This window comes from Chloroflexus sp., assembly GCF_034434295.1.
GTDB lineage: Bacteria > Chloroflexota > Chloroflexia > Chloroflexales > Chloroflexaceae > Chloroflexus.
Window position 1 is genome coordinate 1 of sequence record NZ_DAOTZQ010000001.1, and the last position, 25,483, is coordinate 25,483.

19 protein-coding genes are annotated in these 25,483 nt (G+C 59.6%); 4 read left to right on the forward strand and 15 right to left on the reverse strand.

All coding sequences use genetic code 11. The annotated features are described in order from the left end of the window. The first annotated feature begins 42 nt into the window (after window positions 1–42). Window positions 43–384, forward strand: coding sequence for a hypothetical protein (locus VAE57_RS00005; RefSeq protein WP_322819865.1), 342 nt, complete (start codon window positions 43–45; stop codon window positions 382–384). On the opposite strand, the gene VAE57_RS00010 is transcribed toward VAE57_RS00005, so the two are convergent. After that, entirely contained in the window at window positions 379–720 is a 342-nt protein-coding gene (locus tag VAE57_RS00010) for a cupin domain-containing protein (RefSeq protein ID WP_322819866.1), read from the reverse strand. The two genes, VAE57_RS00005 and VAE57_RS00010, sit on opposite strands and share 6 nt — an antisense overlap. Before the next feature lie 293 nt (window positions 721–1,013). Here VAE57_RS00010 and VAE57_RS00015 point away from each other — a divergent pair, with 293 nt between their 5' ends. The 3 genes from VAE57_RS00015 to VAE57_RS00025 all read left to right on the forward strand — a co-directional run bounded on the left by VAE57_RS00015 (window position 1,014) and on the right by VAE57_RS00025 (window position 3,401). Next, window positions 1,014–2,420, forward strand: a complete 1,407-nt coding sequence (locus VAE57_RS00015) for a glucose-6-phosphate isomerase (protein WP_322819867.1) — start codon at window positions 1,014–1,016, stop codon at window positions 2,418–2,420. Between the two features lie 70 nt (window positions 2,421–2,490). Further along, window positions 2,491–2,877 (forward strand): hypothetical protein, encoded by a 387-nt coding sequence (locus tag VAE57_RS00020; RefSeq protein ID WP_322819868.1) that lies wholly within the window; start codon window positions 2,491–2,493, stop codon window positions 2,875–2,877. Continuing rightward, entirely contained in the window at window positions 2,874–3,401 is a 528-nt protein-coding gene (locus VAE57_RS00025; protein WP_322819869.1) for an adenylyltransferase/cytidyltransferase family protein, read from the forward strand. Before VAE57_RS00020 ends, VAE57_RS00025 begins: the two co-directional genes overlap by 4 nt. 651 nt (window positions 3,402–4,052) lie before the next feature. On the opposite strand, the gene VAE57_RS00030 is transcribed toward VAE57_RS00025, so the two are convergent. The 14 genes from VAE57_RS00030 to VAE57_RS00095 form a co-directional block, all read right to left on the reverse strand. After that, window positions 4,053–6,167 (reverse strand): WD40 repeat domain-containing protein, encoded by a 2,115-nt coding sequence (locus VAE57_RS00030; RefSeq protein WP_322819870.1) that lies wholly within the window; start codon window positions 6,165–6,167, stop codon window positions 4,053–4,055. Window positions 6,168–6,402: 235 nt separating this feature from the next. Further along, window positions 6,403–9,510, reverse strand: coding sequence for a DUF6519 domain-containing protein (locus tag VAE57_RS00035; RefSeq protein WP_322819871.1), 3,108 nt, complete (start codon window positions 9,508–9,510; stop codon window positions 6,403–6,405). 49 nt (window positions 9,511–9,559) lie between these two features. After that, window positions 9,560–11,692, reverse strand: coding sequence for a hypothetical protein (locus VAE57_RS00040; protein WP_322819872.1), 2,133 nt, complete (start codon window positions 11,690–11,692; stop codon window positions 9,560–9,562). Between the two features lie 16 nt (window positions 11,693–11,708). Continuing rightward, entirely contained in the window at window positions 11,709–14,228 is a 2,520-nt protein-coding gene (locus tag VAE57_RS00045) for a putative baseplate assembly protein (RefSeq protein WP_322819873.1), read from the reverse strand. After that, window positions 14,225–16,735 (reverse strand): putative baseplate assembly protein, encoded by a 2,511-nt coding sequence (locus tag VAE57_RS00050; protein WP_322819874.1) that lies wholly within the window; start codon window positions 16,733–16,735, stop codon window positions 14,225–14,227. Before VAE57_RS00050 ends, VAE57_RS00045 begins: the two co-directional genes overlap by 4 nt. A gap of 2 nt (window positions 16,736–16,737) precedes the next feature. After that, window positions 16,738–17,088, reverse strand: coding sequence for a GPW/gp25 family protein (locus tag VAE57_RS00055; RefSeq protein WP_322819875.1), 351 nt, complete (start codon window positions 17,086–17,088; stop codon window positions 16,738–16,740). Beyond that, a complete protein-coding gene (locus VAE57_RS00060) occupies window positions 17,088–17,408 on the reverse strand; it encodes a hypothetical protein (RefSeq protein ID WP_322819876.1) in 321 nt (106 codons plus the stop codon). The genes VAE57_RS00055 and VAE57_RS00060 overlap by 1 nt, the downstream gene beginning before the upstream one ends. Beyond that, a complete protein-coding gene (locus VAE57_RS00065; RefSeq protein ID WP_012258034.1) occupies window positions 17,408–17,893 on the reverse strand; it encodes a phage baseplate assembly protein V in 486 nt (161 codons plus the stop codon). Before VAE57_RS00065 ends, VAE57_RS00060 begins: the two co-directional genes overlap by 1 nt. Continuing rightward, window positions 17,890–19,017 carry a hypothetical protein gene (locus VAE57_RS00070; RefSeq protein WP_322819877.1) on the reverse strand — a complete coding sequence of 376 codons (1,128 nt, stop codon included), beginning with the start codon at window positions 19,015–19,017 and terminating at the stop codon, window positions 17,890–17,892. Before VAE57_RS00070 ends, VAE57_RS00065 begins: the two co-directional genes overlap by 4 nt. A 5-nt stretch (window positions 19,018–19,022) precedes the next feature. Then, the gene (locus VAE57_RS00075; RefSeq protein ID WP_322819878.1) at window positions 19,023–19,319 is read right to left on the reverse strand and encodes a hypothetical protein; all 297 of its coding nucleotides are present in this window, start codon (window positions 19,317–19,319) and stop codon (window positions 19,023–19,025) included. 11 nt (window positions 19,320–19,330) lie between these two features. Then, complete coding sequence (locus VAE57_RS00080; RefSeq protein WP_322819879.1) at window positions 19,331–19,963, reverse strand: hypothetical protein; 633 nt, start codon at window positions 19,961–19,963, stop codon at window positions 19,331–19,333. A gap of 14 nt (window positions 19,964–19,977) precedes the next feature. Further along, on the reverse strand, window positions 19,978–20,925 hold the full coding sequence (locus tag VAE57_RS00085) for a DUF4157 domain-containing protein (RefSeq protein ID WP_322819880.1): 948 nt from the start codon (window positions 20,923–20,925) through the stop codon (window positions 19,978–19,980). Window positions 20,926–20,939: 14 nt separating this feature from the next. Next, window positions 20,940–25,214, reverse strand: a complete 4,275-nt coding sequence (locus VAE57_RS00090; protein ID WP_322819881.1) for a DNA/RNA non-specific endonuclease — start codon at window positions 25,212–25,214, stop codon at window positions 20,940–20,942. Then, complete coding sequence (locus VAE57_RS00095; protein ID WP_322819882.1) at window positions 25,211–25,462, reverse strand: hypothetical protein; 252 nt, start codon at window positions 25,460–25,462, stop codon at window positions 25,211–25,213. The genes VAE57_RS00090 and VAE57_RS00095 overlap by 4 nt, the downstream gene beginning before the upstream one ends. Between the last annotated feature and the right edge of the window lie 21 nt (window positions 25,463–25,483).

The window sequence follows — 25,483 nt, forward strand, 5'->3', positions numbered from 1 at the left end:
TGAAGAGTATCACCAGTAAACAGATTGCCAGGGAGTGAACTCATGCAATGGTTGCGCAGACTCTTTGGGGGGCGGAGCGAAGAGGCACCGTTTATGCTGCTCCATGTGCGCTGTCAGCGCTGCGGCGCAGCGGTACAGGTGCGGATTAATCTCTACAACGATCTGTCGGCAGAGTACGATGACCGCGAGGAGATTAGTGGCTACTGGATACGTAAAGAGATGATGGACGACCGCTGTTTTCGTCTGATGACGGCGGAGTTGCGCTTCGACCGCCAACGCCGCCTGTTGAGTCAGGATATTGTTGGCGGTCAGGTAATTACGGCAGAGGAGTATGCCGCAGCTCGCCAGGCCAGTAACGAGCGCATGCAAAACTCTTCATCATGATCCGGCTTCAGCCTGTCGCTGCAAAAAGTCGGCTCGTATCGGATGGAAGAGATCGAAGAAGACGGAATCTTCTTCCATAATCGCTTCGTGTTCGACCCCACCGGGAATGTGGACAATCTCGAGCGGACCGAGTTCACGCCATTCCTCACCTACTCGAAACCGTAAACGACCACTGATGACAAGCGTCATCTGTTCGTGGGGATGACTGTGGGCTGGAGCAACTGCGCCCTTTGGCGCATCAACCCGCACTGCCATTAATTCCTGACCGGCAAATGGGCGGAGATTCATCAAGCCGATGGCAAAACTTTTGATGTCTGCGCTCTGAATGGCGTGCATAGCGACTCCTTCAGGTGATGAAATGCTATCGTTTGGGGATGACCGGGACTGCGTGTTTGTTGAATCATCTTATCGCTACCTGCACGGAAACGCAAGGGAGTGATTGTTAGTGCCTCACACAGCACGTTTCCGAGCCAAAGCCCGTCTATAGCACCATGCAGATGAGTGTTATACTGTGTGCGCAATAACAATCGGCGCTGATAGGCTCATTGTGCTCACATGCAAGTAACGGCACTGCTTCGCTTCTGCGTTTGCAGAAGTTGCGTACACACCGATTAGTGAAGGAGTTGAGTATGCGCTATGAGGATACCGCGTGGCGGGAGAAGCAACGCATTCGGCTCGATGTAAATAATGTGTTTGGAACGCATGGTTTGACCCCGGCTGAACTTGAAGCAGAAGCTCCACGCGCCGCAGCAGCGATTGCTGCCGTCCAGGAACGACGGGCCGATCTTGGCTGGCCGTTACTGCCCGATCAAGACGTAACGCCGTTTGAGCAGTTTGCTGTTGCCCACCGTGATCGGATTGACACCTTCGTCGTGCTGGGCATTGGTGGTTCGGCGCTGGGGAACATCGCAGTACAGACGGCAATCAACGGACCGTTTTATAACCTGTTACCACGCGAGCAACGTGGCTGGCCGCGGCTGCTGGTACTCGATAATTCGGACCCGGAATTGAATGCAGGTGCGCTACGGATGCTCGATCTCCGGCGGACGATGTTCAACGTCATTAGCAAGAGCGGCACTACCGCCGAGACGATGGCATCGTTTCTCTACTTTCGCCAGGCGCTGGTTGAGGCAGTCGGCGAAGACCGGCTCGGTGATCATATCGTGTTGACGACCGATCCCAGCAGTGGGTTTCTGCGCCAGATTGGGCAGCGTGAGGGATGGACAATGTTCGATCTCCCGCCAAAAGTCGGTGGCCGCTTCTCGGTATTGACCTCTGTCGGGTTATTGTCGGCGGCGATGACAGGGGTGAATATTCGTGAGCTACTGGCCGGTGCCGCCTACGGTGGCGAACTGGCCGCCAACCCCGATCCGTTGCGGAACCCGGCAGCCCTTGGCGCACTCATCAACTACCTCTGCTTCCGCAAGGGCAAGCCAATTGTGGTGATGATGCCGTATGCGAACCGGCTCCGTGATGTCGCCGACTGGTTTGCGCAATTGTGGGCTGAGAGCCTGGGTAAGGCGGTAGATCGTCAGGGTAGGCCGGCACGGGTCGGGCAGACACCGGTCAAGGCTTTGGGCGCAACCGATCAGCATTCGCAGGTTCAACTCTATATGGAAGGGCCGTATGACAAGCTGATCAATTTCGTCGCCGTTGAACAGTACGCCGAGACAGCCCCCATTCCAACGGCATACGCCGATCTGGAAGGCGTGAGCTATCTGGGTGGTCATACAATGGCCGAGCTGATCCAGGCCGAACAACAGGCTACTGCGATTGCACTGAGTGAGGCCGGTCAACCAAACATCACGCATATCTTCCCGGAGATCAATGCCTTTACGCTCGGTCAGTTCTTTATGCTGATGGAGATGCAGACGGCGATAGCCGGTGAGCTGTACGATATCAACGCATTCGATCAACCCGGAGTTGAGGCCGGGAAGATTAACACATACGCACTGTTGGGTCGGCGTGGTTTTGAGGAGCGGCGAGCGGCGATTGCTGCCCGTGCGCAGGCGCTTGATTCGCGGTGGGTCGTGTAAACATTGTGGGTACAGGCACTAACCGGTGAGGCGTCGTTGTCGATGTCTCACCGGCAACAGGGTGGCAACGATGGCAAAGTTCTTTCCGGCGCCACTGTGGGTATCGTCAGCGGTTTGTGTGGTGATCGGGTTGATCGGCGGGAGCGCATTTTGGTGGGCTTCACGAGCGTGGAGTATTTTCATTGCCGCATTTCTGTGGGCACTGATCGGCACGGTTGGAACGGTGATCGGGCGCAGCATCGGCGAGCGGCTGCGCTACGGTGACTGGCGGCACGCCGGTCGGCTGGTACCAATCCAGACGATCGCGCCGATGGGTGGATTTCTGGCAACTGCCCTCTTCGTCGGCGCACCACTGACGGGCGAGCAGATCGGTCTGTTGGTATGTGCGGTATTGGTTGTGATGGTCTTGTGCTGGCTGGGTTTACCGCTTACGTCACCGTTTCGTGAACGACGATGAACATCTACCCGCTACATGAACTGATCGCATTACGTGCTACCTGGCGGGCCGGTGGCTTGAAAGTAGTGTTCACGAACGGCGTCTTTGATCTGCTCCATATAGGACACGTTCACTATCTGACAGCAGCCCGTGCGCTTGGTGATCGGCTGATCGTTGCCATCAACAGCGACGAGTCAACCCGTCAATTGAAGGGTTCGCTGCGCCCTATCGTCCCGGAGGCAGAGCGGGCAACGATTGTGGCCGCGCTGCGCTGCGTTGATGCAGTGACCATCTTCAACGAGCGCACGGCGGAGGCCGTGGTAGCCGCGTTAGCGCCCGATCTGTACGTGAAGGGGGGCGATTACGGGCAGGGAACTACCTTTGACGCCACCCGCCTACCTGAAGCGCGGGTTGTGCAGGCGCTGGGAGGCGAGGTGCAGATTCTGCCGTTTAGCGAGGGGTACGCAACCACGCGGCTGATTGAGCGGATCGTTGAGCGCTACGGGGAAGGAGGGAACACGGATGGACGCGGGGCTGGCGGATGAACGCGGATGTAGCGTCCAGGTTGCCACCTTATACCACCACAGCGGTGCGGATCGGTGAGCGCTACAGGGGGAGGGGGGGACACGGATGGACGCGGGGCTGGCGGATGAACGCGGATTACCTTTACCCAAGTTATATCACCACAGAGGCACGGAGAACACTGGTACAGATGCTGCTGTTGATCATGGTACACCATAACCATCCCGGCGTGCAATACCAACCCGTGCTGGTGCAGTACGTCAGCAGCGTGACAGGGAGAGTTGTGGGAACCCTGCGATGGAGCATACGCGGAGCGCTCGTAACGCCAGTAGTAGAGAGCTTCAATCGATCTGGCAGTGGTCAGCAATCACGCGATCCGGTAAGCCTCTACTTCGCTGTGTACCGTGTTGCAAATAAAGCTGGCCGGCGGGTCGATCTTCTCCCGATTGGCAGTGGCAGTGCAGGCTGGTCTGGCCGGCGCGAAGGCGTAGGACAACGGGGGAAGGTTAGGAACCCGCCCCTACTCTCCTGCGCCCACGGGGGTTGCCGGGTGTGCTCGTTATCTGTTGGGCTGACTGTCTGAATACCGTTACCCATCTGCGACGGAAACGGTTTGCAAGCCGCACGCTACCGTTTACCAGCTATATGGACAGACATCCACCTCACCACAACCTCTACGGCTTGCCGGGACAGGTGGCGTGATACGGTATATCTGGCCCCAGGTACTGCACCCATTCCTCGGTCAGGTTGCGCGGCACGCGATTGCAGGCTTCAGCAAGCAGATCTTCGGGGTGCCAGGGCCAGACAAGAACGGTACCACTGTCATCATCGCCATCGCCGCTCACTACCCAGCGCCCGTCCGGGCTGAAGGCTGCAACCCATACCGGACTGGTAGACGTGATACGAGCAACTTCGCGCCCGGTGGTAATCTCCCACACATGCACGATGAAACCATCCACACTAAGTGTGTAGTTACCGTCCATATTTACAGCAACGTTGGTCACAACATTTTCATTGGTCAACTTCAGTAGCTCATCTCCGGTGGCAACATCCCAAACCCGCACAGTTTTATCATAACTACTACTGACGATGCGACGCCCATCTGGGCTAAACGCAACGTTAGTTACGCTGTGGTCATGGGACATTCTGGCAATCATTTCATCGGTGGCCGCGTCCCATACCCTCACCACGCCATCCCAGCCACCACTGACTACATAACGCCCGTCAGGGCTGAAGGCGATATGATTGACATCAGGCTCATGAGACATGCGAGTTATTTCACGGCCGGTGGCCGCATCCCACACCCGCACTTCACCATAATCATTCGCACTGGCTACCCAACGCCCGTCGGGACTGAACAGAGCGGCTTCTATCGAATGCTCGTGGTTCATTTGAGCAATGGTATGTCCGGTCGTCACTTCCCACACCCGCATTATGCCATCGAAAGCCCCACTGACGACCCACCGTCCGTCTGGGCTGAAGGCAACGGTAGACACCCAGCTATCATGGAGCAGACGGGAGATCTCCTGCCCTGTTGTCACATCCCACACCTGGACAGCACCTTCCTCACTCCCACTGACGACATACCGTCCATCTGGGCTGAAGGAAAGCGTAGTCACCTTGATTTCGTTGGGCATGCGCATAACTCGTCCGGTCTGTAGCTCCGATACCTGGGCAATTTGATCACTGCGACGGGCAATGTATTGCCCGTCTGGGCTGAAAGCAACGGTTGTTACCCTGCTCTGGTGGGAGACTCTGGCAATCGCAGAAGTACCTGACATATCCCATACCTGGACGGTACCATCCAGGCCGCCGATAACCAGCCGGCGTCCGTCTGAACTGAATGCAGCAGCATTCACCAAAGTATTGCTCATTGTGCTCAATACTATGTCTCCGGTCAAGGCATCCCAAACCTGAATGACCTCTCTGCCAGCGCTGACCACATATTGCCCATCCGGGCTGAAGGCAGCTATCGTCACCTTGTTAGCAAAATCCACACGAGTAACTTCGCGACCGGTCGCTGCTTCCCACACCCGCGCAGAGCCTTGTATGCAGAAGGTAGGAACTACCACTCGCTCTGTCCGCGTCCAATGATCGCAGCCTGCACTAACCACGTAAGTACCGTCGGGACTGAAGGCAACGGTATAGACATCGTGGGTTACGCGAGCGATCTCTTGTCCGGTCTCCGCATCCCAGACCAGAGCTGAAGCCCGACCCAGTAAACCAGAACTCCCACTCACCACCCAGCTCCGGTCGGGATGGAAGATAACAGAATTCACGCTATAATTGACAGTTGTCCTGGAAACCTCACGCCCGGTAGCCGTATCCCATACACGCGCTGTACCATCAAGACTTCCACTGATCACCCAGCGCGCATCCGAACTGAACATGACATCGCTTACCGTAGAGTCGTGGCTCATACGAACCAACTCACGACGCCTTGCCACGTCCCACACGCGAACGGTGTGATCATTACTCACGCTCACTACCCAGCGTCCATCCGGGCTGAATACCACGGTTGTCACCTCGTCATTGTGCGACATCCGTGCTATTTCTCGTCCCGTCGCTGCATCCCACACCCGGATAGTAGTATCTTTACTTCCTGTCGCTATCAGGCGCCCGTCTGCACTGAAGTCAATAGCAGTCACCCGGTCTTCGTGCTGCATGCGCACTACTTCTTGCCCTGTGGTCACATCCCAGAGATGGGCAGTGCCATCCCAACTCCCGCTCACAACCTGGTGTCCGTCGGGGCAGAAGGCGACAGCGATGAGGCTGTCATCGTGCTGCATGCGAGCTATCTCAGCAGGCAGAAAGCTCAATCCTCCTCGCACCATTTGATCGGCTTCTTGGCACGATCCCAGGTTTGTCACCAGCGAAAGGCTGGTGGGTTGTTGCAGACACGCCCCCACCCCAGCCCGCCCCCGCTGGGGGCGGGTGTGGACGGTTCAGGGAGGGTCAGTAGTGTGTAGTGTACAGGTGGGGAATGCGCCGGAAATGTTTATGTCCCCTACGCACGCATCGCCCTTATACGATTTGTATCTGGAGATTGGCGACCCGTTCGCTGAGGCGAGCGATGTCGAAGAGGGTTGCCTGTCCAGGACCTTGATTGCCAAGGTAGGTGGCCACATCGGCGAGACACCAGCCGAGGGGGGCAATAGCTGAACCGACGGCAGTGGTTGGGGGTGTGCGAGTGCGCGGGGCAGCCATGGCAGTGAAAGTATTGGCTTGCATGATCAGGTTGCGGCTGAGGGTGATGTTGAATACTCCTTCGATGATATTGCTATCGAGTAAGAGGCGAGCATAGATGTTTTCGGGTAGCACGGGGTTGTTTTGATCGGTCAATGGCTGCAATGTGTTAAGCAGGGCAGCACCGATGGTGAGGGCGACCAGATGATTGCTGCGCAGGTGGACTGTGCCCATGAAGGAGGTGTTGATTTGCAGACGTGATCCGCCCGGTTCGTTGGGCTGGCGATCAAACGCACGTAGCCGTCCGGCGAGTTCGGCGATCTGTTCGCGTGACGCCGGCATGCCGTAGAGGCTGATGACTCCGGCAATGCGGTTGTGTTCAAGCAGGATCATGTCGTCTTCGCCGAGAAGGTCGGCGACGAGGCCGAGATTTTCGCCGCTGAATAGCCGACGCTGGTGGAGCATGAGCGCGGTGCCGGGGCGGGATTTCACCGCCGATAGGCGCAGATCGAGCAGAATGTCGAAGAGTGTGGCCGTATCCGCCCGGAGCGCCTGTAACGCCGTGGTCAGTTTCGTGAACTGCACTATTTCGCCAAACGACAGGAAGTTCATGCGTTCAGAGACTTGGGCCGCTATGATACGGGCGTTTTGCTGACGCCGTTCGGGATCGAGGCGGGCCAGCTCTTCGGCAATGTTGCGGGCCGGTTCACGCCACTCCGGGAGCATAAGCCGATTTTCATCAGCGAAGAGATCGGCGAGTAGCGCCAGTTCCGCTTTCGCAAACAGATCGCGGAGTGGCGGGAAGGTTCGCTCAGGCATCGCTGCGACGAAGGTGTTGCCGCTCAGGCGAACTGTATCGCTATCAACAATGCTTAACAGTGCGCTACCACCGGGTTCATTATCTTGTCCGCTCACAGTCACGGTCATGCCGCTGAACTGGTTGTCGGTGATGATCAGGTAGGGGCAGCGGGTAAACGAGAGCGCAGCCGTTCCCGGTTCGGGGATGAAGGTAACGGTGATGGCAAGGTTGTGGAGGACGATGGAGTCAATCCCGATAAACTCCAGCGGTGCGGTCAGGCGCAGATCGGTGGCGAAGCTGCAACCTTTTAGCTCAAGCTGTAGGGGACGATCATTGAGCGAGGGATCGAGACGGAATCCACCAACTTCGTGCACGCCAGGACGCAGGCAGAAGGCGAGACGGCGTTCGTCGCGGGCCAGCAGTTCTTTGAGGGCGGTGTTAAGGTCGGGAAAGTCGCCGTCAACGCCAATGGTGACGCAACACCCGCCCCGGCTCTGCCGTTCGAGGCTGGCATTGAAGAAGATGCGGGGGAGTATCGGCTCGCCGGTATTATCGACAAACGGCTTGCCGTCGATCTCGACCAGAAATGCTTCGACCCGTTGACTCTGGGCGGTCGGGCCGAGTCGCCATCGGCACGAGTAGATGCCGTTTTCGCCGGTGGTAACGTCAATGCTGGTGCCGGTCACGCTCCCGGCTGTGAGCTGGCCAGCTGCGGTTGGTGGTACCAGTTGAAAGCGTACTCGGGCATTGTTTACCGGTTGCTGCCCGTTGGTGACGGCAACCTGTAACGGTTGTGGGAGTAGTTCGCCCGGTAGAGCGGATTGACCGTCACCGCCTGCACCGTAGTAGTGGATCGATTCGGTGAGCGGGGGAAAGAGCCGCCGACAATCTCCGCGCTTTGTCCAGGTTGTGCCGCTGAATGCGAGCAGTGCCAGTCGGCAATAGGCGTGGTGGACGCCGTGCGGTCGTTGGGGGATCGGCTGTTGAGCGGTGTCACGTGGCCATTCGATGTCGCCGGTGGCAACCCGCGCCGGAATAAGCCAGTAATCACCGGGACGAAAGGTGCCCGCTTTGAGCCGAATCTGCACACCTTGTTCAAGTTCAGTCCAGGCGGCAGCATTGGTGGTCACAATCACTTCGCCGTCGGGCATGTCCCAGCGCCGCACTTTGGGATTGTGCGTGAAAGCAGTGTAGGCAACAGTCTGACCGGCAGGATCGATGGTGATGACCTGACCTTCGACCTGGACGATTTTCACCAGTAGCCCTGACTCCCCCCGCCGCTCGCGATCGTCGTCGGTGAGTTCGACCCATTGGTTGGGCGCCAGCCCTAACACTTCATCGCGACCGGTACTGCTTACGGTAAGGCGGTTGGGATTGAGTGTATCCTGTCCGCTCCAACCAACCACGACAGAACCATTTTCGCGCGACCATTTGAGAGCAATGCGGGTCGTAGAGACAATGCGATGAACTTCAACCCGGTAGAGCTGGTTTTCTAAACCGCGATAACCGGCTGTGGCCGGCACGATGCAGGGGTCGGTCACCGTTGGATCGGGTTCGGCACGGGCTGCGAGCTGACCGGTACTACCGGCCAGCAAGGCTTCCCAGGCGGACGTGGTGGATGCACACGAAAGTGACGTTCCCAGGTCACCAAGGCGCAGGAGTTTGACCTGCGCCATGACGCGCAGGCGGGTGGTGGTATCGGGGCCGCCCAGGGCCACTTCGCGCAACGCAGGGTCTTCAAGCGCGGTGATGTGTCGCTCCCAGACATCGAGGTAGGCAAGGTAGGTGCCGGCAGGTAGCGCGGTGTCGGCAGGCAGGCCGGCCAGTTCGGACAGGCCGGCAACCGGTAAGTCGGGTTGTTCGGTGATCGGAACGGTCTGTTCGTTTTCAACCCGGATGCCGGCAACGTAGTAACGACCGGCGGTCACGGCGAGTGTACCGCCTGTTATCACTATATCAAAGCCGGCCTGCCCCTGGGGGCCGCCGCACAGACCTATCAGATCGCGCCGGACAGTGCGGTCATCATCAAGATCGATGGCAATCTGTTCATTCCAATCGGCATCGAGCGCGACCCGCCCCTGCTGATTGAGTACACCACTGTAGTGTTTGGTGCGGTTGAACGTCCAACGGGTAAAATCACCGCGCATAGGAGACTCCTTGTCGAAAAGAGAAGACAGTGCCGTTACACCGTATCTGCTATGTTGCTAACCAGACACCGGCAGCGAGACCAACGCGCAGGTATTCGTGCAACGCCTGGCGGAGATTTGCGAGGCGGAAGGCTTGCTGGATGAGGTAAAACGCCCCCATTTCGTTGCCGTCTTCAGCCCCACGGGTAATGGCGTCGGAGCAGGTGCGAGCGAGTTGCATGTAGGCCGGATGGCCAAAGCGTGTACTGGTGAATGATGGTGTGACTGAGAGAATGATCGTCTGGCGCTGGGCTGCAGATAGGGCTGAGACGGGGAGGCCCCGATCAGCCGCGGCGGCGGCGAGGGCCAGATCGGGCTGGCAGCGAAAACGGCGGGGGGCGCGCGATCCCGGCGCCAGGAAGCTGAACCGGCTGCAACCGATCTGGCGACGGGCGGCGATGACGCGACCCAGCATGATGCTTTCGGAAATGAGGTCGATCTGGCGCACCCGCACTTCGCCGTGTACCGTGCAGCGAATAAAGCTGGCCGGCGGGCCGATCTTCTCCCCATTGGCACCGGCAGCGCAGGCTGGGCTGGCCGGCGCGAAGGCGTCGAGGATTGTATCGTGGGCAAGCAGTCCATCAGAATCTTCCGCCAGATATACCGCACCGCTGATGCTGCGGTTGAGTTCGATCCGCAGATCGGGGTTGGGAGCGGCAGCCTGAATGGCGGGTCGGGTGGGGAATTGGGGGGCGCCGGTGCTATCGAGGTGCCAGCCGGGAACGAGGGTGCAATGGAGTATTTCCAGGCGTTCGAGGGCGCCGGCGGCGATGTCGATCCCGCCTGCGATCCAGCAGCCGTTGATTCTGAGGGTGGCTTTGTTGCCGTTGCCGATGATGCGGAGCGGGTTGGTGAGGTGGATGAGTGGGCGCTGGCCGTCGGCGGCCTGAATGACGAGGGTGCGACCGGGCGTCGTGGCGATGGTGAGGTCTTCGCGATAGGTGGCGCTGTCGAGGATGGTGATGACGCCAAGCGATGCCGATGAGGAACTCCAGGCGGTGAGTGCTGCGGTGAGGGTAGTGGCGTCGGCACTGCGCCGTTGGGCGACGGTGGCGGCAAAATCGCTGGGGGTTGGATTGATGAGGGTGGTGCGACGGGTGTAGGGGCCGCCGCCGATGTCGGCAACGAAGCCGTAGGTGTAGTTGACCAGCAGGTCGGTCGGTACGGTGCCACCGGGGAAGGTGAGCCGACCGAGTTGCGGGTCGACGGCGACTTGAAACGGGGCAGATGGCCGACGCCAGTCGCTGAGGTCGCAGATGAGGATTTGGGAGGGTGGGACGGGCACGAGGCTGCCGGTGCCGTCGGGTACCAGTATTTGAAAAGCGGGCCGGGCGGCGGGCAGGTAGGCACTTTCGCTGATGCTGCCCTGACGGAGCGCGGCGAGGTCGTCGTGGAGGGCGCGGCGAGGCAGGGGCACCGGTAGATCGGGTTCTTCGGCGAGGTGGGTGATTTCGATTTCGGTACGGGGCCGGTTGAAGAGGGGAATGTCGTTACCGAGGGGACTAAACCAGTAGCGACCATCGGGTGGGTCGGTGACCGGTCGCGGTGTGACGCCCTGGATGACGTAGGGTTGGATGCGCCATACGAAGAGGCCGAGGTTGGGGATGTTGTAGCGACCGCGACCGTTTTCGATCCGGCGGACTTCGGCGGTACGGTTGAGGGTTTCGAGCGGGCCACCGTTCAATTCAAGTCGGTTGGCGTCGCGTAAGGACGCCGTCGCCGGGCTATCCAGCCGGATATGGTTGAGATGCTGGGTGGTTGCCAGGTGGGTGAAGTATTCGACGACCCGACACGGCCAGCCGGTGACATCACGAGCGAGTTGTTCGAGGACGGGTGCTGTCCCTTTGCGGCGGCGGTAGCGCAGGGTATTGGCGACATAGGCACGCAGGCTGACATCGGTGACGGCGGTTAATTCACGGAGTGAGCGCACACCGAGGAGGTCGCCGATGTAGGGAATGACCCACGCGGCACAGGTTTCGATGAACCAATCGTCGTAGAGAGCGCCGATGTCGGTTTCGATCCGGGCCAGTTCGTCGCCGATGATGGTCAACAGCGCACGCAACGGTTCACCCTGTGCGGCATCACGAATGCGGTAGACAGCCGGCAACAGCTCGTATACGCGATCACGCGGATGGGTGGACATAGCAAGCCTTTCCCAACTACGGCAGAGCTGCCTCGATCAGTGTCAGGTTGATCCCGTTTGGATCGAGCACGAGCAGTTCGGCAGGCGCAATGGTGGCCCCGATCTGACGGGCAGGTCGGGCAACGAGGAGTGACGGATGGGGACCGGTGCGCCCGCTGGCATACGCCAGTTCGTCGAGGTCAACGGCGATAACGCCCGCAATTGACTGTATGCACGCAATGACTTCAGCGGCGGTCACCGGCTGAGCGAACTCGCGTGCGGCGAAGGAGAAGGTGGTGGTGAGCGCAGTTTCAATTGCCAGCCGGACATCATCGGCGCGATAGCGCCGGTCGTAGCGGACAGTGGCCGTGAGTCGGAAGGTGAGAGAGCTGAAACCGGCCAGTTCCATCAGTACCGCCGGATCACGAACGGCATCGATAGCGAGACGCAGGTTGGTCAAGAGTGGATCGGTCGCCGCCGGTGAATCGCCGCCGGCAGTCGCCACCGTCAGGTGGATGATCATCTGTTCACCGTGACGAAACGCGGTGGCCTGTGCTTTGCCGATTCCGGCGAAGGCATTGGCGAAATCGGTAACATCTTGCAGCGAGACGATGCGGTCGAGGGTCAGGACGGTCTGCGGGGCATTCTGGCGCGCACCGTCAAGGGTCTCCGGGTCTTCAGCACCGGTCGCCGCAAGGGGATTGGTGACGCTCCGTACACCGGGCGGGCGGGTCTTGAACAGGGTGAGTGCGCCTGCGTCTACTTCACCGGCCAGGCCGATCCCAAACCGATAGGTGGCGACAATGTTTTCCTGGCCGGTAGGTAAGCGAGCGCCGTGTACGCCGTCGCCGAACAGAACAGTTGCAGTACCGCTGTCGTCGATGCGCACGACATAGGATTGTTCATCAGGATCGGCAAGGTAGAGTGAAGGTACTTCTGTCCACAGTACGCCATTGACGCGCACCGTCAGGGTGGAAGCCGTACCGGTAGGAGTCGTCGCCGACACATAGGTCAAGGGTGACTTCTTGAGCCGGAACTGTTGATGGGAGCGGCTGCCGTCACCGCTGCCGATTGGCGCAGCAGTGGTTTCGCCGTGGGTGGCAGCGACCACGTTGGCGTAGATGACGGTGGTTGAGCGGATCAGGCTGATCGCATCCAGCCCTTTATCCTGTAACACGATGGTGGTGAAGTCGGCAGCGGGATGGACTGCTTCGACGAATACTACAGCAACGGTGGAATGTTCGTCGGTGAGGCTGCGCTTGCCACTGACGATGAGTGGTTGGCCGGGTTTGAGATCGCTAACGATACCGGCCACGTCGAGGTACTTGCCGGTCACCGGGGTCACGATTGGCTCGGCGGCGACGGCCAGTAACTCGCTTTCGGCCAGTACCAGTGTGGAGCGCCGGGTGAAGCGGTTGAGGTTTTCGGTCGTATCAACGGTTAGGCGCGTGACCTGACCGGAGAGGGCAAAATTGGCGACCCCAACCGATTCATTGCGGGTCACGCGGTAGAGTTCAGCGTAGCCGGGAGTGAGCAGGGTGATCCAGCTTCCCGGTACGATTTTTGGGTATGCGGCATCGAGTTCGAGCTGAGGGTTGCGGCTGTCGATGGCAAACCCCGGCCATTCGGTGGGCAGCGAGCTGGCCGAGCCGGCGTATTGGGCTTTAACATCCGCCGGCATTAGGCGCCAGTCAGGCGCGTTAAACCCGAAGAGGTGGGCCACACGGCGCAGGGCAAAGACCTGCGGTTGCGCAGCCGGGCGCATGGGCGGTCGATCCGAACCCAGGCCGGGTTCCCAGGTTACTACGGTGTAGCCGCCGTTGGGGTCGGGGTAGGGGGTTACCGACAGCACACGCCGGAGATCCCAACGCTCGTTGCCGGGATCACGCTCGCGTTCGCTGCCCACCAGGAGTAGATAGTCACCCGGTTGCAGGCGCGTATCAATACCGGCCAGATAGAGCGTTCGTGAACCTTTATCGAGCTGCTGCGGTTGGGTAGGTCGCGGACGCAGCAGATTCCAGGCTTTCCGAGCAACAAAGTCGCCAGTCGTCTCGAAGGTCTGAGGTAGCTCGCCCTGCTTTACCGGAATACTCTGCACCTGGGTTCCGGCAGGGATGAGGGTCTGGGCCGGTGCCGCAGGCGAGTCGTCGAGAGTGAAGGCGAGATAGGTCGAGGCAGCGACGCCGGGTTTGAGTTCATACCCGATAGCACGGGCCAGATATAAGACCGACTGGCGTTCGGTGGCCGTGCGGAGAAAGCCCTCGTTTGCAATCCGTTCCTGGTAGAAGGTGAGGACATCGGCCAGCATGGCGGCGGCATCGAGCAGTGCCAGTGTGGGATCGGCAGAATCGCGGGTGGTCAACATTGCGAGCGGACGGCGTCCGTCGGCAAGCGGTTGTTGGGCGAGACGGGCGATCATGCGACGGAGAAAGGATTGGTGGGTTCCCAACCGATAGTGGAGGGCAGGCTGCGCAGGCGGATTGGTATGCGGTGATGGGAACACGAGCCGTTCGTCACAACCGCACGGTGCGTTGGATGCGAGATGATCACTGCTCATTGGCCACCCTCCATAATGAACTCGATACGTCCGTGCTCAGGCCGGTTTGGATCGGTATCGCAACGAATAATCTCGCGGCGACCGACATCGATCTGGCCTTTAGTCAGTTCGCCACGGGAAGCCTGTCCCCAACGCTGAAAGCGGGTCGGTTTGCCAGGGCCGCCAGCGGTGTCGATCCAGCGCACACCCGGAATAGCCATCGCTGCGGCCACGATCTGGCTCAGATAGAGCGGTTGACCGAAGGTGAAGTTATCGGGATGGAAAAAGTTGCGCGGACTGAAGCGCTCAAGCAGGGCGGCTTTGACATTCGCTGCGAAGTAGCCGGGTTCCACACAGACGATGAAGGCCAGATCGAGGGCGACATAGATCGGTCCATCAATCTCGATATCCTGTCCGGCCATGCGGTAGCGTTCGAGAAATGCGCACAGGTCGGTTTCAAAACCGGCATCCACCGGCAAGCCACCACGCCGATCAACGGTGATAAAGATCGTATACCAGCTTCCCGTCCAGCGCCGGGTAGCAACTGCCCGCTGCACGTCGGGGTGGCGTTCGGCCATTACTGCATAGTCAGCAGGGATGACGGCCCGCTCCTGGCGACGAAAGGCTTGCGGTGCGTACTGACGAATCGCCGCACTGGACTCGGGTTCGCTCCCACCGCGAGCAGGCAGCGGATTACGCACCTGCTGAATCCCGCTTTCAGCGGTTACGATATGGGCCAGCGCGTCAGCGCCAATATTGCCGATAGTGCCACAACCGACGCGGTAGTGCGCAACAAGCGATTCAGCCGATGCCGGTGCCCGGCCATTGCGATCATCACCAAAGCGCAGGTACAAACGCCCATCCTGCTCTAATTCGGCGATAAATTCGGTTTGGAAGCGATTGCTGCCGAGCAGATCGGGCACCGGTCGCCAGAGACCGGCAGGGCTGGTGAGGTTGATTGCCGGCAACGTCGCGGGCGGTTGGGTATCGCTCACCAGACAGGTTGCCGGGATTGTGTGATCGGCTGGATCGAAGGGAGCGGTGAAGGTAATGCCGGTACGGCTCAACACGGGACGGTAGCGTAATGGATCACGCACTGCCGGTAACTGCTCGGCGGGCAACGTTTCACCGTGATCGGCGAGAACGATATTGCCCAACACGACACTGGCCGGCTGGTAAGGTTCACCGCTCTCATCTCGATCATCAGTGGGTACCGCCACATCACGCAGATCGAGGACAAACGGCAGCGCATCGGCTGCCAGCCATTCAATGTCGGTGAGCGCAACCGGATCGGCGGTCGGCGGATCGGCAAACTGGCCGCCGAGTGGATCGCTGGCAGCGGTGACGCGGGTCAGGCGAACAGCATGGCGGCGCTGCGGGTCGGCATCGGCCCGATAGCCGGTCAGCGGATGGCGCTGTTCGATGAAGACCAGCACATCGCCAGGGCGCAGGGTTGCACTCAGATCACCACGCAGCGTTGCCTGGGTACTGCCAACCGGTAAACAACAACCTTCGTCCCCCCAGGTGTATATCGTCATCTGGTTGTGCGCAGGAAAGAGCCGTGCATTATGCATCGTCTCGAAGACCAATGGTCGTTGCTGGCGGGCGAGAGCAAGTTCGGGCGAGTCGGGCAAGATGCGCACCGGAGCACCACCAACTCTGGTCAGCAGCGGTGTGTTCGCCGGCAAGGTCAATGGCGCTGTAACCTGCACCTGCACCCAGGTACGGGCATTGGCGCCATCGTGTGGCACATAGTCGAGTAGCCGGGCATGGCGACGCAGCGACACCCGCCGTCGGGCCGTATCGAGGTAGGCCTCGGTTGCCACTGCATCCTGGTAGTAGCTGAGGTAATCGCCGATGTAGGCCAATCCCTCGACAATCGCCACGCCAAGATCGGCAGGGTTGCGTTTACGCCAATCGGGTGCGACAACGGCCAGACGATCAAACAGCATCTGGCGCAGGCTGGCATAATCACGAGCCAGATAGTCGATGGGCGGATTCGTTGTTGGCTGGGGCGGGCACGGTTGATCAGGATCGCAATCGAACTCCGCCGGGCAATCGACCTTGAACGAAAACTCGACCATACTCAGCACCGGATCGAAGCCGGTGGGAGGAGAGGGGTCGGTCGGTGAACGAACCAGACGGAAGGTATAGGGGGAAAAGTCACCGGCCTGATTCACCCGTACCACCAGCGTGCGGTCGGCAGCCGGCAGTCCGTTGTAGAAAGATCGTTCGGCAGGGGTGATAAGGCCGGCAGCGACATCGGCAGGACTCGCATCAGCGGCACGGAGAACCCACACCACCTTGATCCCGGTAACGCGCACGCCGCCGTCAATCCGCACATTCAGCGCACTCACTCCCCAGGGTGCCGGCTTGATCATCTGCACGAGCAGCGTACGCTGACGTGGCACGCCAGGCGGCGCGTCCTGATCGAGCACTTCCAGAAAATCAATCCCGTTCAGCGGTATCGCGCTCGTGCCAAGCACTTGTGCCCGGCGCTCATTCGCACAGCGAAACTGTATGCCCATACTTAACTCGCAATCTCAACCACACGGCGCTGCTGGGTGCGTTGCACGACATACTGCACCGTCACCCGCAACCGCTCGTCTTCAGCCGCTATGGCCACCGTCTCGACCCGGATCAACTCACCCAGATACTCTTGCAACGCTCCCTGTACCATAAATTCCAGTGCCGTCGCCAGTTCGGTGCTGTTCGGTGCGAAGATTAAGCGGTGCAAACCGGCACCAAAGCCCGGTCGATTGACTCGTTCGCCGGGAGCGGTGAAGAGGAGTTGTTCGATCAAGTCGCGGATATGCTCATCATCGCCAGCCTGGGCAGTACGCCCGCTGCCGTCAATCGTGTACGGAAAGGCGATCTGCATCAGTTCCCCCTCACCCGTATCTGCGTCATCACAATATTGACCGGTGTGCCATTAGGGACGCACGTGGCCTGACTGTCCTGCAACAGGACCGGTACACCGCCGGCCCGTACCCGACTCGCGCCGGTTGTCCATTGGGCAGTGACGCACGGCATTGGCCCACTGGCCGTTGAAAAAGGACATCCAGCGACGGCATGCGGTGCGCTGATGGTAACAATCGGCTGCCCGCCCACCCGTACCCTGGGGTTGGGAGCAGTGGCCTGCGCCTGACCACCATGAGCACAGAGCACTGTCGCCCCGACGTGGAGAAGAAATCCCGGCATTATGTCACCTCCAATGCTCCATCATTGAGCGAAATCTGTGGCCCGGTTAGCTTGATCGATGCCCCCTGACCATTCACGATCTCGATCCCGGTGGCCGAGATTGCAATCCTGGCCCCGGTTGTTGTTTCAATCGTGATCCCGCCTGCTCCCGGCACATCGTTGATAGTGATGGTGGCCGTGGCCGTCTTCCAGACCTTCATCTCGGCCAGCGCAGGTGAGGCCGGCACTTCACCTGGCGCCCAAAAACAGCCGCTCCAGATCGGGTAATCGGGATCGCCCCCCTCGAATTCCACCCACACATTGGCGCCGGTCGGCGGGACGAGGAACAGACCGACACTATTGCCGGCAAAGGGCACACACGGCATCGCCCAGCTCAGGCGACCATCGCCGAGCACTGCCGGTACGCTCACCTGCACCCGCCCCTGTTGCAACGGATCGATATTGTTTTCAACTTTGCCACGGTATTTGCCGAAAAACTGATTCATGGCAGCACCACCGGTACCGTCGAACCAAGACCTTCGCGGGTCAACGTAAAGCTCTGCTTATACCCTTCACGGCTGATCTGGTGTTTGACCTGCTTGACGTAGTAGAGGCCATCGTAACTAAAGCCGGCACCGCGCAGACCTACCAGCCCACGCGCCTGCAACAAACTGCCGTACCGTCCGGTATCAAGGTCACCTTCGACCGTCAACACATCGCTCGACGCATCGGTAGCAGCCTGCGCCTGGGCCATGGCCTGTACCGCACCCAGACCGGCACCACGAAAGATGGTGCTGCGGGCAAACGAGGCGAGTGCCGGCAGGCTGGCAAGGGGTGGACGCAGGCTGGCGAACGAGCGCACCGGGATGCGCTGACCGGTTGACCGATCCTGCACCTGGCCGGTAAGTGTCGTTGCAGTCAGCGGGTCGTGTTGAAAATTGATCGAGGTGACATTCGTTGCCGAACCCATATTGACCGTTAGCGCCCGTTGGGGAACGCCGATCCGTACCGGTGGCCCCCAGTAGGCGGTGTTGGTCAGCGGTGCCGGGCCGGGCATCACGTAAAAGACGTAGGCAAACCGTTCGGCCATCTGACGCAGGTATGCCAGATCGGTTGCCTGTTGCACCGGAATCCGTTCGGTCGGCAACGGTGTATCAATCGTTGGCGGCGGAATGACCACCGGGATCAACCCGTACTGGGCATAAACGGCGATGATCTTGAGGGCAATCACCGCTTCAGGTTGGGCCGGATGCTCAACCGACTTTTCTTCCCGATCCATCGCCACACTCACATCTTCGCCGGTGATGGTGAGCGTTGCCGATCCGGGCTGATCGCCGGGTTGGAGCTGTTGATTGGTGATGAGACCGTCCATCAGCACCTGGGGCAATGCACCGAACCAGACGATCAGCACCAGGCGGTTGCCGGTGCGGAGCACCGGGCCGGCGAGCAACGCATAATCGAGCACATCACCCGCTTCCCGTCCGATCTGGAAGACGACCTGAAACCCCGACCGGCCTTCGTCGCGATGGGTCACTTCAACGCTGGTTAGTGCTGCCAGCAGTGGCGGTGGCGCAGGCACCGGAATCGTCGGGCCGATCAGCATCGTCAGGCGGGTACTACGTAAACTCATTGCGATTACCCCTCAAAGGTCGGCACTGCAACCCGCAATAGCCGCCCGATCTCAGCCGTCAGATCAAAGGGATTCATGGCATCGTTGGCATCACAGATTCGCCAGAACTGTTCGGGGTCACCGAAGGCGTTGGTAGCGATTAGATCGAGACGGTCGGCAACGGTTACTTCAATCTCGGCCAGGAGTGGCATTGCAGCACCCTGCGGTAAGAAGCGACGACGCAGATAGACAATTTCCCGGCCATCGGTATCGGTGTAGATTGCGGTTGCGATCCGATAGTAGCGGCTGTTGGAATTAAACAAGGTATTCCTCCTTACAACGACAGTGATCCGGCACCGGTCGCATCAAGCGAGCTACTCCGCGCCGTCGCTGCCATCGTCTCTTTGACAATCTGATGAGCGAGAAAGAGGTGGTAGCCGGGATTCGTCAGTGGCAGGTCGTTGTAACTCAGCACCCGCAAACCAAGCGAGACTTTTGCCCGAATGGGGTTGAGCTGCGGATCATGCGCCTCTTCACTAATGCTAAACTCGGTTAATCGAACCGGCAGCACGCGCTTCGGTCCCCAGATGAAGAGCGTGAAGGGCGCCTGTGGTGGCAGAATTTCAATCGTGCCGGCATTGAGCAGGGCCGTGTTTGCAATCACCAGACTGCTCTTTGGATAGATGAGTACTTCCAGGGCTGCCAGTTGTGGGTGTAAACCAACTGCCGCTCCACCCTGTTCGAGCTGGTCGGTTGCATCGAGTTCAACATCCAGCTTGATCGTTTCAACCGGTGCGCCCTTAATTCGCAGCGCATCACTGCCCTCACTGCCGGTTTGGGCTTCAAGGGTGCGCGACAGTGTGTCAGGGTTGTACTGAAAGATGATGACAGCCGGCTGCGGATTGGGTAGATCGAAACTGACCAGAGCACCTTTCAACAGACGTGGTGAACGAGGAAACGTTGTCATAGAGCATCCTTGCTTCAGGGGCAGCGCAATACTGCCCCACGGAATGGATCAATCGCGTTCTGGGCAGCCTGGGCATCAGCCTGCCACTGTTGTTGCAGAGCGGTCAACCGATCCTGTGCCTGTTGCATCGCATCCGCAGCATCACTGCCGGTAACCGTGAAACTGACGGCTCGAAAGCGTCCTTCCAGAATAGCCCGCCAGCGCTGGCCGATCCGGCGATGTTCGGCTTCGTGGGCGTCGAGGGTTGCTCGCATCGCCTGCCAGGCGGCAACCTCGGCGTCACGGTTGGGCCGATCCGTAGGTTCCCATTCAGGTCGGTCAATCGGACAGTCAACACCAACCGTAGCCGAAGGCGTTCCCCGTGCAGTCACCCGCACTCGTCCGTCACGTAAGGTCTCACTGCGAGTCTGCACACCACCGTTGAAATCGTAGGTACAACGGGTTTCGGCCCATTCCGGCGCGTAGGGTGAGTTGGCGTTCAGCCAGTCAACCACGTCGTGGCAGCGTAACGAACCGGGCACACGGTAGCACTGAAGCAGTGGCTGAGCCGGCTCCGGCAGCGGACGCAGGCGACGGATCGGTGTCAGCGTTGTTGCGGTGTTGGCATGCTGTTCAGCCTCCGCCTCGAGTGCGTGCAGACTCTGTCCGTGCCTCCCTTCAGCCTGCTGTACGACATGCGTCAACTCGTGGGCCAGCAAGCGTTGTCCGGCAGGTGTATGCGGAGCGTGTTGACCCGGAGCAAAAAAGACATCGCGCCCGATGGTGTACGCTGCGGCACCGAGACTCCGGGCAGTAGCCGCTGCCGAGCAGTCGTGATGAATACGTACCGAGCTGAGGTCGTACCCAAAGCGCGGCGCGAAGCGAGTGCGGGTGGCCGGGTCGAGGGGATGGGAATACTGCCTCACACCAGAATGGGGCACATATTGAGATTGCGATTGCAATTGACGGATGGCCGAGCGCATAATAATTCCTTACTTCATTCTTCATCACGTTGCTGAAAAACATCTCGTGCCCGAGAAACTGTCTCCTGACCAACCAATCCTTCACGAGACTGTCCAATTGTGAGTGAAAGACGAAGACGCGGATCAAAGGTTAAGTTAAAGAGAGGTTGATCACGACCATTATCAGAACGACGACCAACAGACACGACAATCGCTTGTGGAATGCACTCAAAAGCCGTGGCAGCAGCAACCTGTTGCGCAGCCGTCAACTGCGTTATTTCCGTCTCACCGAGCAAGCGGGCAAAAGGATTGCCTCTATACTGTGCTTCAACATCCGCATAAACGGCTTCGTCGGCATCGACGTGTGTTTGTACTCTCGCCTCAAAAGCACTAAACCAGCTCCTATTCATTCTCGCTTCCATCGGCACTAAATTGTGCCAGCGACCATCTCCACCGTAGCGACTGGCAATCAGGTGACCGGCATCAAACTGGGTGTTAATCGAGACTCCTTGATCTGCCAGATGTCGGATCGCGTCGTTGACCGGTCTTGATACACGTGCCTGGTCTTCAGCATCACGTGGTTGTTTCTTGCCCAGCCAACCGTGCGCCCGTTTGGCCCGATCCCCTTGTGGGTTGTATTGGATGACGCCAGGTGTGAAGTCGGGCGGCACATTGCTTGCCCGCACCATAACTGCTGACAGCGCTGCAATAAGCTGATCAAGTTGACTCTGAATATTGCCGCCGCGCTCCTGAGCGGCACGGGTTGCTGCCTGTGTTTGCCGTGTCTCAACTGTGGTTGATAGTTGCCGGGCATGGGCAAGTTGTTGAAGCAGGCGATTTTTGTCAGGACCTTCGGGTAGCACCTGGATGCGTTGCTCAAGCCCGGCAGCAAATTGATCAAAATCTTGCTCTTGACTGGCAATTGTCATCACGGCCCGCCCGTTGATGATGCGCACATAGAGGTGATGCTGACCATCAGCGGTAAAGGGAATTGCCAGCTCACCAGAGGGACGAGCCGCAGTTGACGCAGCATCCCCACCACCCCGGAACATACCCCGTACCCGCTCGATCAAGCGGTCGAGGGCGCGATCAACGACAGCCCGCACCTGTTCAATAATCTCGCGGACTCTCCTGCCGACATTACCCAAACCGAGCAGGCGCGCCAGCAGATCGATTGCCAGTGGTAACAACCGAGCCAGAACCTCTTCCACCCGCTGCGCTGCCGGCTGAATGACGCCACGGGCAATATCGCCAATGGCATTGACTACCGTCTGCACGACTTCGATAATGCGCGCTAACTGGTCACGCAAGAAGGTGAAAAGGTTGTAGGCGGCAATGATCAGATTGACAATCGCTCCCACCGGATTAAACATCGTCGCCAGTCGGGTAATCGCCGCCATGACAATCCGTTCGAGCAAGAAGTTTTTGATGCTATCGAACACCATATCGCGCAGACCGGCCAGATCGTCGCGTATCCGCTGCCAGAGCGCATCCCATCCGCCTTCGATCAACGTTTGCAGGTAACCGGCAACAAATTCAATCATGGCAACGGCCTGGGGGCCGATCAAGCGCACCGCCCGCTCGCGTAGCCGTTCCCAGGTTAAACCCAGGATTTGCTGGATCAGGCTCAGGACTCCCATGAGGTCAAACCGTTCGGGCAACGTAATTCCGGCCCCACCGAGCGCACCAGTTAGCCAGCCGATAATGCCGGCTTGCAGGTGGCTCAAGAAATTGTCGGCAAATTGCCGCACGCCGTTCAAAAATGCGTCGACCAGATTGCTGACAAAACCACCGGGATTGTCCAGAATCATCTGGAAGGTCTCCTGAGCGCGACCGATAAACTGGTAGAACGTCTCTGGATCAACCCCGGCCACCTTCAGCACCGCTTCCAATGCCATGCGTGCCAGCGCCGCCCAATCACCGGTAAGCACAGCCTGAACAACGCTGAGCGCAGCGGTGAGTGCAGCCTGATAGGCGTTGATGATCGCGTTCAAACCGGCGCGTAAGCCTTCGACAATCGCGGCAATTCCGGCTTTGAGGGTCGCTGCTACCGTGTTGACAACGTTCTGCGCAAAGGCAACTGCGTTGTCGATGGCAGCATTGAGTCGGGCTGCCAGTTCGGGGAAGATACTGCCGATCAGGGTGTCGATCAGCCCCTTCAGGAATGCCCCAAATGCGGCAATCAAGCCATTAATAAACGATACGGCAGCGTCGATCAGCCGCATTGCAAATGCTTTTGCTGCATCCAGAATGGCATTCACTGCCCGCCGCACCGCATCGAAGATCGCGCCGATTGCCCTGGTCAATGCCGCGAAGGCATCACGTATCGCATTGACTGCCCGATCCCACCAGCTCTGTTCTTCGGCTTCACGGGTAGCACGATCCCGTTCGGCTGCGGCCTGTCGCTCACCGTCTGCTACTTCAGCCTGGGCATCACGTTCAGCCGTAGCGTACTGCTGCGTGATCTGCTCTTCATCAGCCCGAACTCGCTCGTCAACCTGGCGGCGCTGAGCGGTACGCTCAACCGTTGCCTGTTGCTCGACGTCGGCCACTGCCGCCTGTTGCGCGGCCAGGGTCTCCTGACGAGCGCTCTGTATCTGGTTGCGCGCATCCATGACCCCGTCTCGTTGGCGGGCATCGGCCTGGGCCGACTGTTCCTGAGCCTGGGTTTGCGCCTCGCTGATCGCTGCGGCCTGTTGTTGATCGCGCTCGGCACTAGCGTCAACTACCTGCTGGTGGGCAGCGGCCATATTCGCCACCATTGCCGCTTGCTGCTGCTGATCGAAGGCTACCTGTACGTCCGGCGGTAGACCCAGCTCAAGGTATGCCTGCGGTCCTTCCGGCATGGTCGGTGCGGCAATAGTCGGTTGTATCAGCTCACCTACAGCGTAGGCTTCATCGAGGGCCACCGGTTGCGCCTGTTCAGGTCCTGGGCCATTGATCACAGCCTGCGCAGCCTCATCACGAAGCTGGCGCGATTGGCTGACACCTTCGTGCAGGTGATTGTCGATCTGCTCTGGATCGGCGCCGTCGGTCAGTGGTATCTGTGGTGGCACCCCAGGTGAGGTAACGACTAGGTCATCCTGAACCTGCACCGAGCGCAACTGTTCAGCAATCTGGGTCGCCCGATCTTCGGCTGTACCGCTCATCAGACGCGAGACATCGGCAGTGAGGCGGTCGTTGGCAGTATAACGACCGGGATCGGGCGTTGATGGTACTTCGCCACGCGGCAACGTTCCTTCAACGGTCAGTTCAGGGGGGCGGATGTCCGGTGATACCACCGTCAATGGTGGTGGCTCTTCGACTACTGAGGTGAGGGTGGCGTGGATGTCCGGCACGTCAGCATTGAATTGAGCGACTTCTGCCTTCGCCAGCCGATCCGTGTCGGCGCCCAGGGTCGCCGCAGATTGGGCTTTGAGAGTTGGTGGCGCGTCGGCAAACGCCGCCATCAATGCCTCCGGATCGGAAGCTGTACTCAGAGCGGCACTGGCTTCAACCATGGCCGCCTGCTGAGCCGCCACCTCGGCCTCACTGATCCCCGGTACCGGGGCTGGTGGCAATGCCAGTGGCGGCTGATCCGGCTCAAGCGCCGGCACCGGTAGCGTTTCAGCCTGGGGGGCAGATGCCTGGCTCTCTGCTGTCTGGCTCGGTGGTGATGGTTGCGGCATGCGGTCAACGGTGCGCTGAAATGCCGTTGTCGCCGGCTCAGTAGTCGGTGATGGTGGTGTGGTTCGCCGTAATGCCAGGACAGTAGCGGGGAGCGTGGTGGTAACTGTCAGATGGGGTGGTACCAGCGCTGTCGTTGCCGTGCGTTCGACCTGATCGGCCAGCGTTGCCGCCTCGTGTTCAGCCGGATCGTTCGCTGCCACCACTTGCTGGTTGGGCATGGGCGCAGCCGCCGATTGCATCTGAAGCGCGTGTACAACTTCGTGGGTGATCAGGACAAGTGATGGATGAGGATCGGCGAGAAAGATCGCTCCCTGATAGGTAAGCGCTTCAGCGTGCGCCAGCGCCAGAGCCTGCGCGGCAACCGGATTGGCATAGACCGGAATCTGCGCGAGGGGTTGGGCGAAGTGCGCCTCTAGCTCAGCAAGATGCGGCAATGGCACTGGCGGGAAGGTCATCGCCTGCGCCAACAGCCCCGTCAGCCCAACCGGTTCGTGATTGGAGGGTGACCGTGCCGCCTCAGCACCATCTTTATCGGTCTCGTTGACACGCCGGGACAGAGGCCGGGCAGGGGTGACCGGCCCCGGTTTCCGCCGGGCCACCTCACCGGTCTGGGCAGATTGACGCACAACCACCCTGATCATTGTATACTCCGCAATATGGTCAGCGCCATCTGCCGACCGATAGCCTCTGGCGTCATCCCCGTCAGGCGCAGGGTACCACCATCAACCAGATCGATCTCGCGATAGTGCCACGTTGACGCCACCCCCTCAGACTCCAGCAACAGTCGGGTCAATTCATCAACCAGCGCAGCTCTGACTCGTTCCCGGTCAATCCCAGGACAACCAACGAAGAGCACTTCCTCGATGTGCAGATCAATCTCAACAGCCATCAGGTGTTCCTCTCCCGGACG

What these genes read in the sequence shown, in the direction of transcription:
- VAE57_RS00005 (WP_322819865.1), top strand. Translation starts at nt 43, where the DNA reads ATGCAATGGTTGCGCAGACTCTTTGGGGGGCGGAGCGAAGAGGCACCG.
- VAE57_RS00010 (WP_322819866.1), bottom strand. Translation starts at nt 720, where the DNA reads ATGCACGCCATTCAGAGCGCAGACATCAAAAGTTTTGCCATCGGCTTG.
- VAE57_RS00015 (WP_322819867.1), top strand. Translation starts at nt 1,014, where the DNA reads ATGCGCTATGAGGATACCGCGTGGCGGGAGAAGCAACGCATTCGGCTC.
- VAE57_RS00020 (WP_322819868.1), top strand. Translation starts at nt 2,491, where the DNA reads ATGGCAAAGTTCTTTCCGGCGCCACTGTGGGTATCGTCAGCGGTTTGT.
- VAE57_RS00025 (WP_322819869.1), top strand. Translation starts at nt 2,874, where the DNA reads ATGAACATCTACCCGCTACATGAACTGATCGCATTACGTGCTACCTGG.
- VAE57_RS00030 (WP_322819870.1), bottom strand. Translation starts at nt 6,167, where the DNA reads ATGCAGCACGATGACAGCCTCATCGCTGTCGCCTTCTGCCCCGACGGA.
- VAE57_RS00035 (WP_322819871.1), bottom strand. Translation starts at nt 9,510, where the DNA reads ATGCGCGGTGATTTTACCCGTTGGACGTTCAACCGCACCAAACACTAC.
- VAE57_RS00040 (WP_322819872.1), bottom strand. Translation starts at nt 11,692, where the DNA reads ATGTCCACCCATCCGCGTGATCGCGTATACGAGCTGTTGCCGGCTGTC.
- VAE57_RS00045 (WP_322819873.1), bottom strand. Translation starts at nt 14,228, where the DNA reads ATGAGCAGTGATCATCTCGCATCCAACGCACCGTGCGGTTGTGACGAA.
- VAE57_RS00050 (WP_322819874.1), bottom strand. Translation starts at nt 16,735, where the DNA reads ATGGGCATACAGTTTCGCTGTGCGAATGAGCGCCGGGCACAAGTGCTT.
- VAE57_RS00055 (WP_322819875.1), bottom strand. Translation starts at nt 17,088, where the DNA reads ATGCAGATCGCCTTTCCGTACACGATTGACGGCAGCGGGCGTACTGCC.
- VAE57_RS00060 (WP_322819876.1), bottom strand. Translation starts at nt 17,408, where the DNA reads ATGCCGGGATTTCTTCTCCACGTCGGGGCGACAGTGCTCTGTGCTCAT.
- VAE57_RS00065 (WP_012258034.1), bottom strand. Translation starts at nt 17,893, where the DNA reads ATGAATCAGTTTTTCGGCAAATACCGTGGCAAAGTTGAAAACAATATC.
- VAE57_RS00070 (WP_322819877.1), bottom strand. Translation starts at nt 19,017, where the DNA reads ATGAGTTTACGTAGTACCCGCCTGACGATGCTGATCGGCCCGACGATT.
- VAE57_RS00080 (WP_322819879.1), bottom strand. Translation starts at nt 19,963, where the DNA reads ATGACAACGTTTCCTCGTTCACCACGTCTGTTGAAAGGTGCTCTGGTC.
- VAE57_RS00085 (WP_322819880.1), bottom strand. Translation starts at nt 20,925, where the DNA reads ATGCGCTCGGCCATCCGTCAATTGCAATCGCAATCTCAATATGTGCCC.
- VAE57_RS00090 (WP_322819881.1), bottom strand. Translation starts at nt 25,214, where the DNA reads ATGATCAGGGTGGTTGTGCGTCAATCTGCCCAGACCGGTGAGGTGGCC.
- VAE57_RS00095 (WP_322819882.1), bottom strand. Translation starts at nt 25,462, where the DNA reads ATGGCTGTTGAGATTGATCTGCACATCGAGGAAGTGCTCTTCGTTGGT.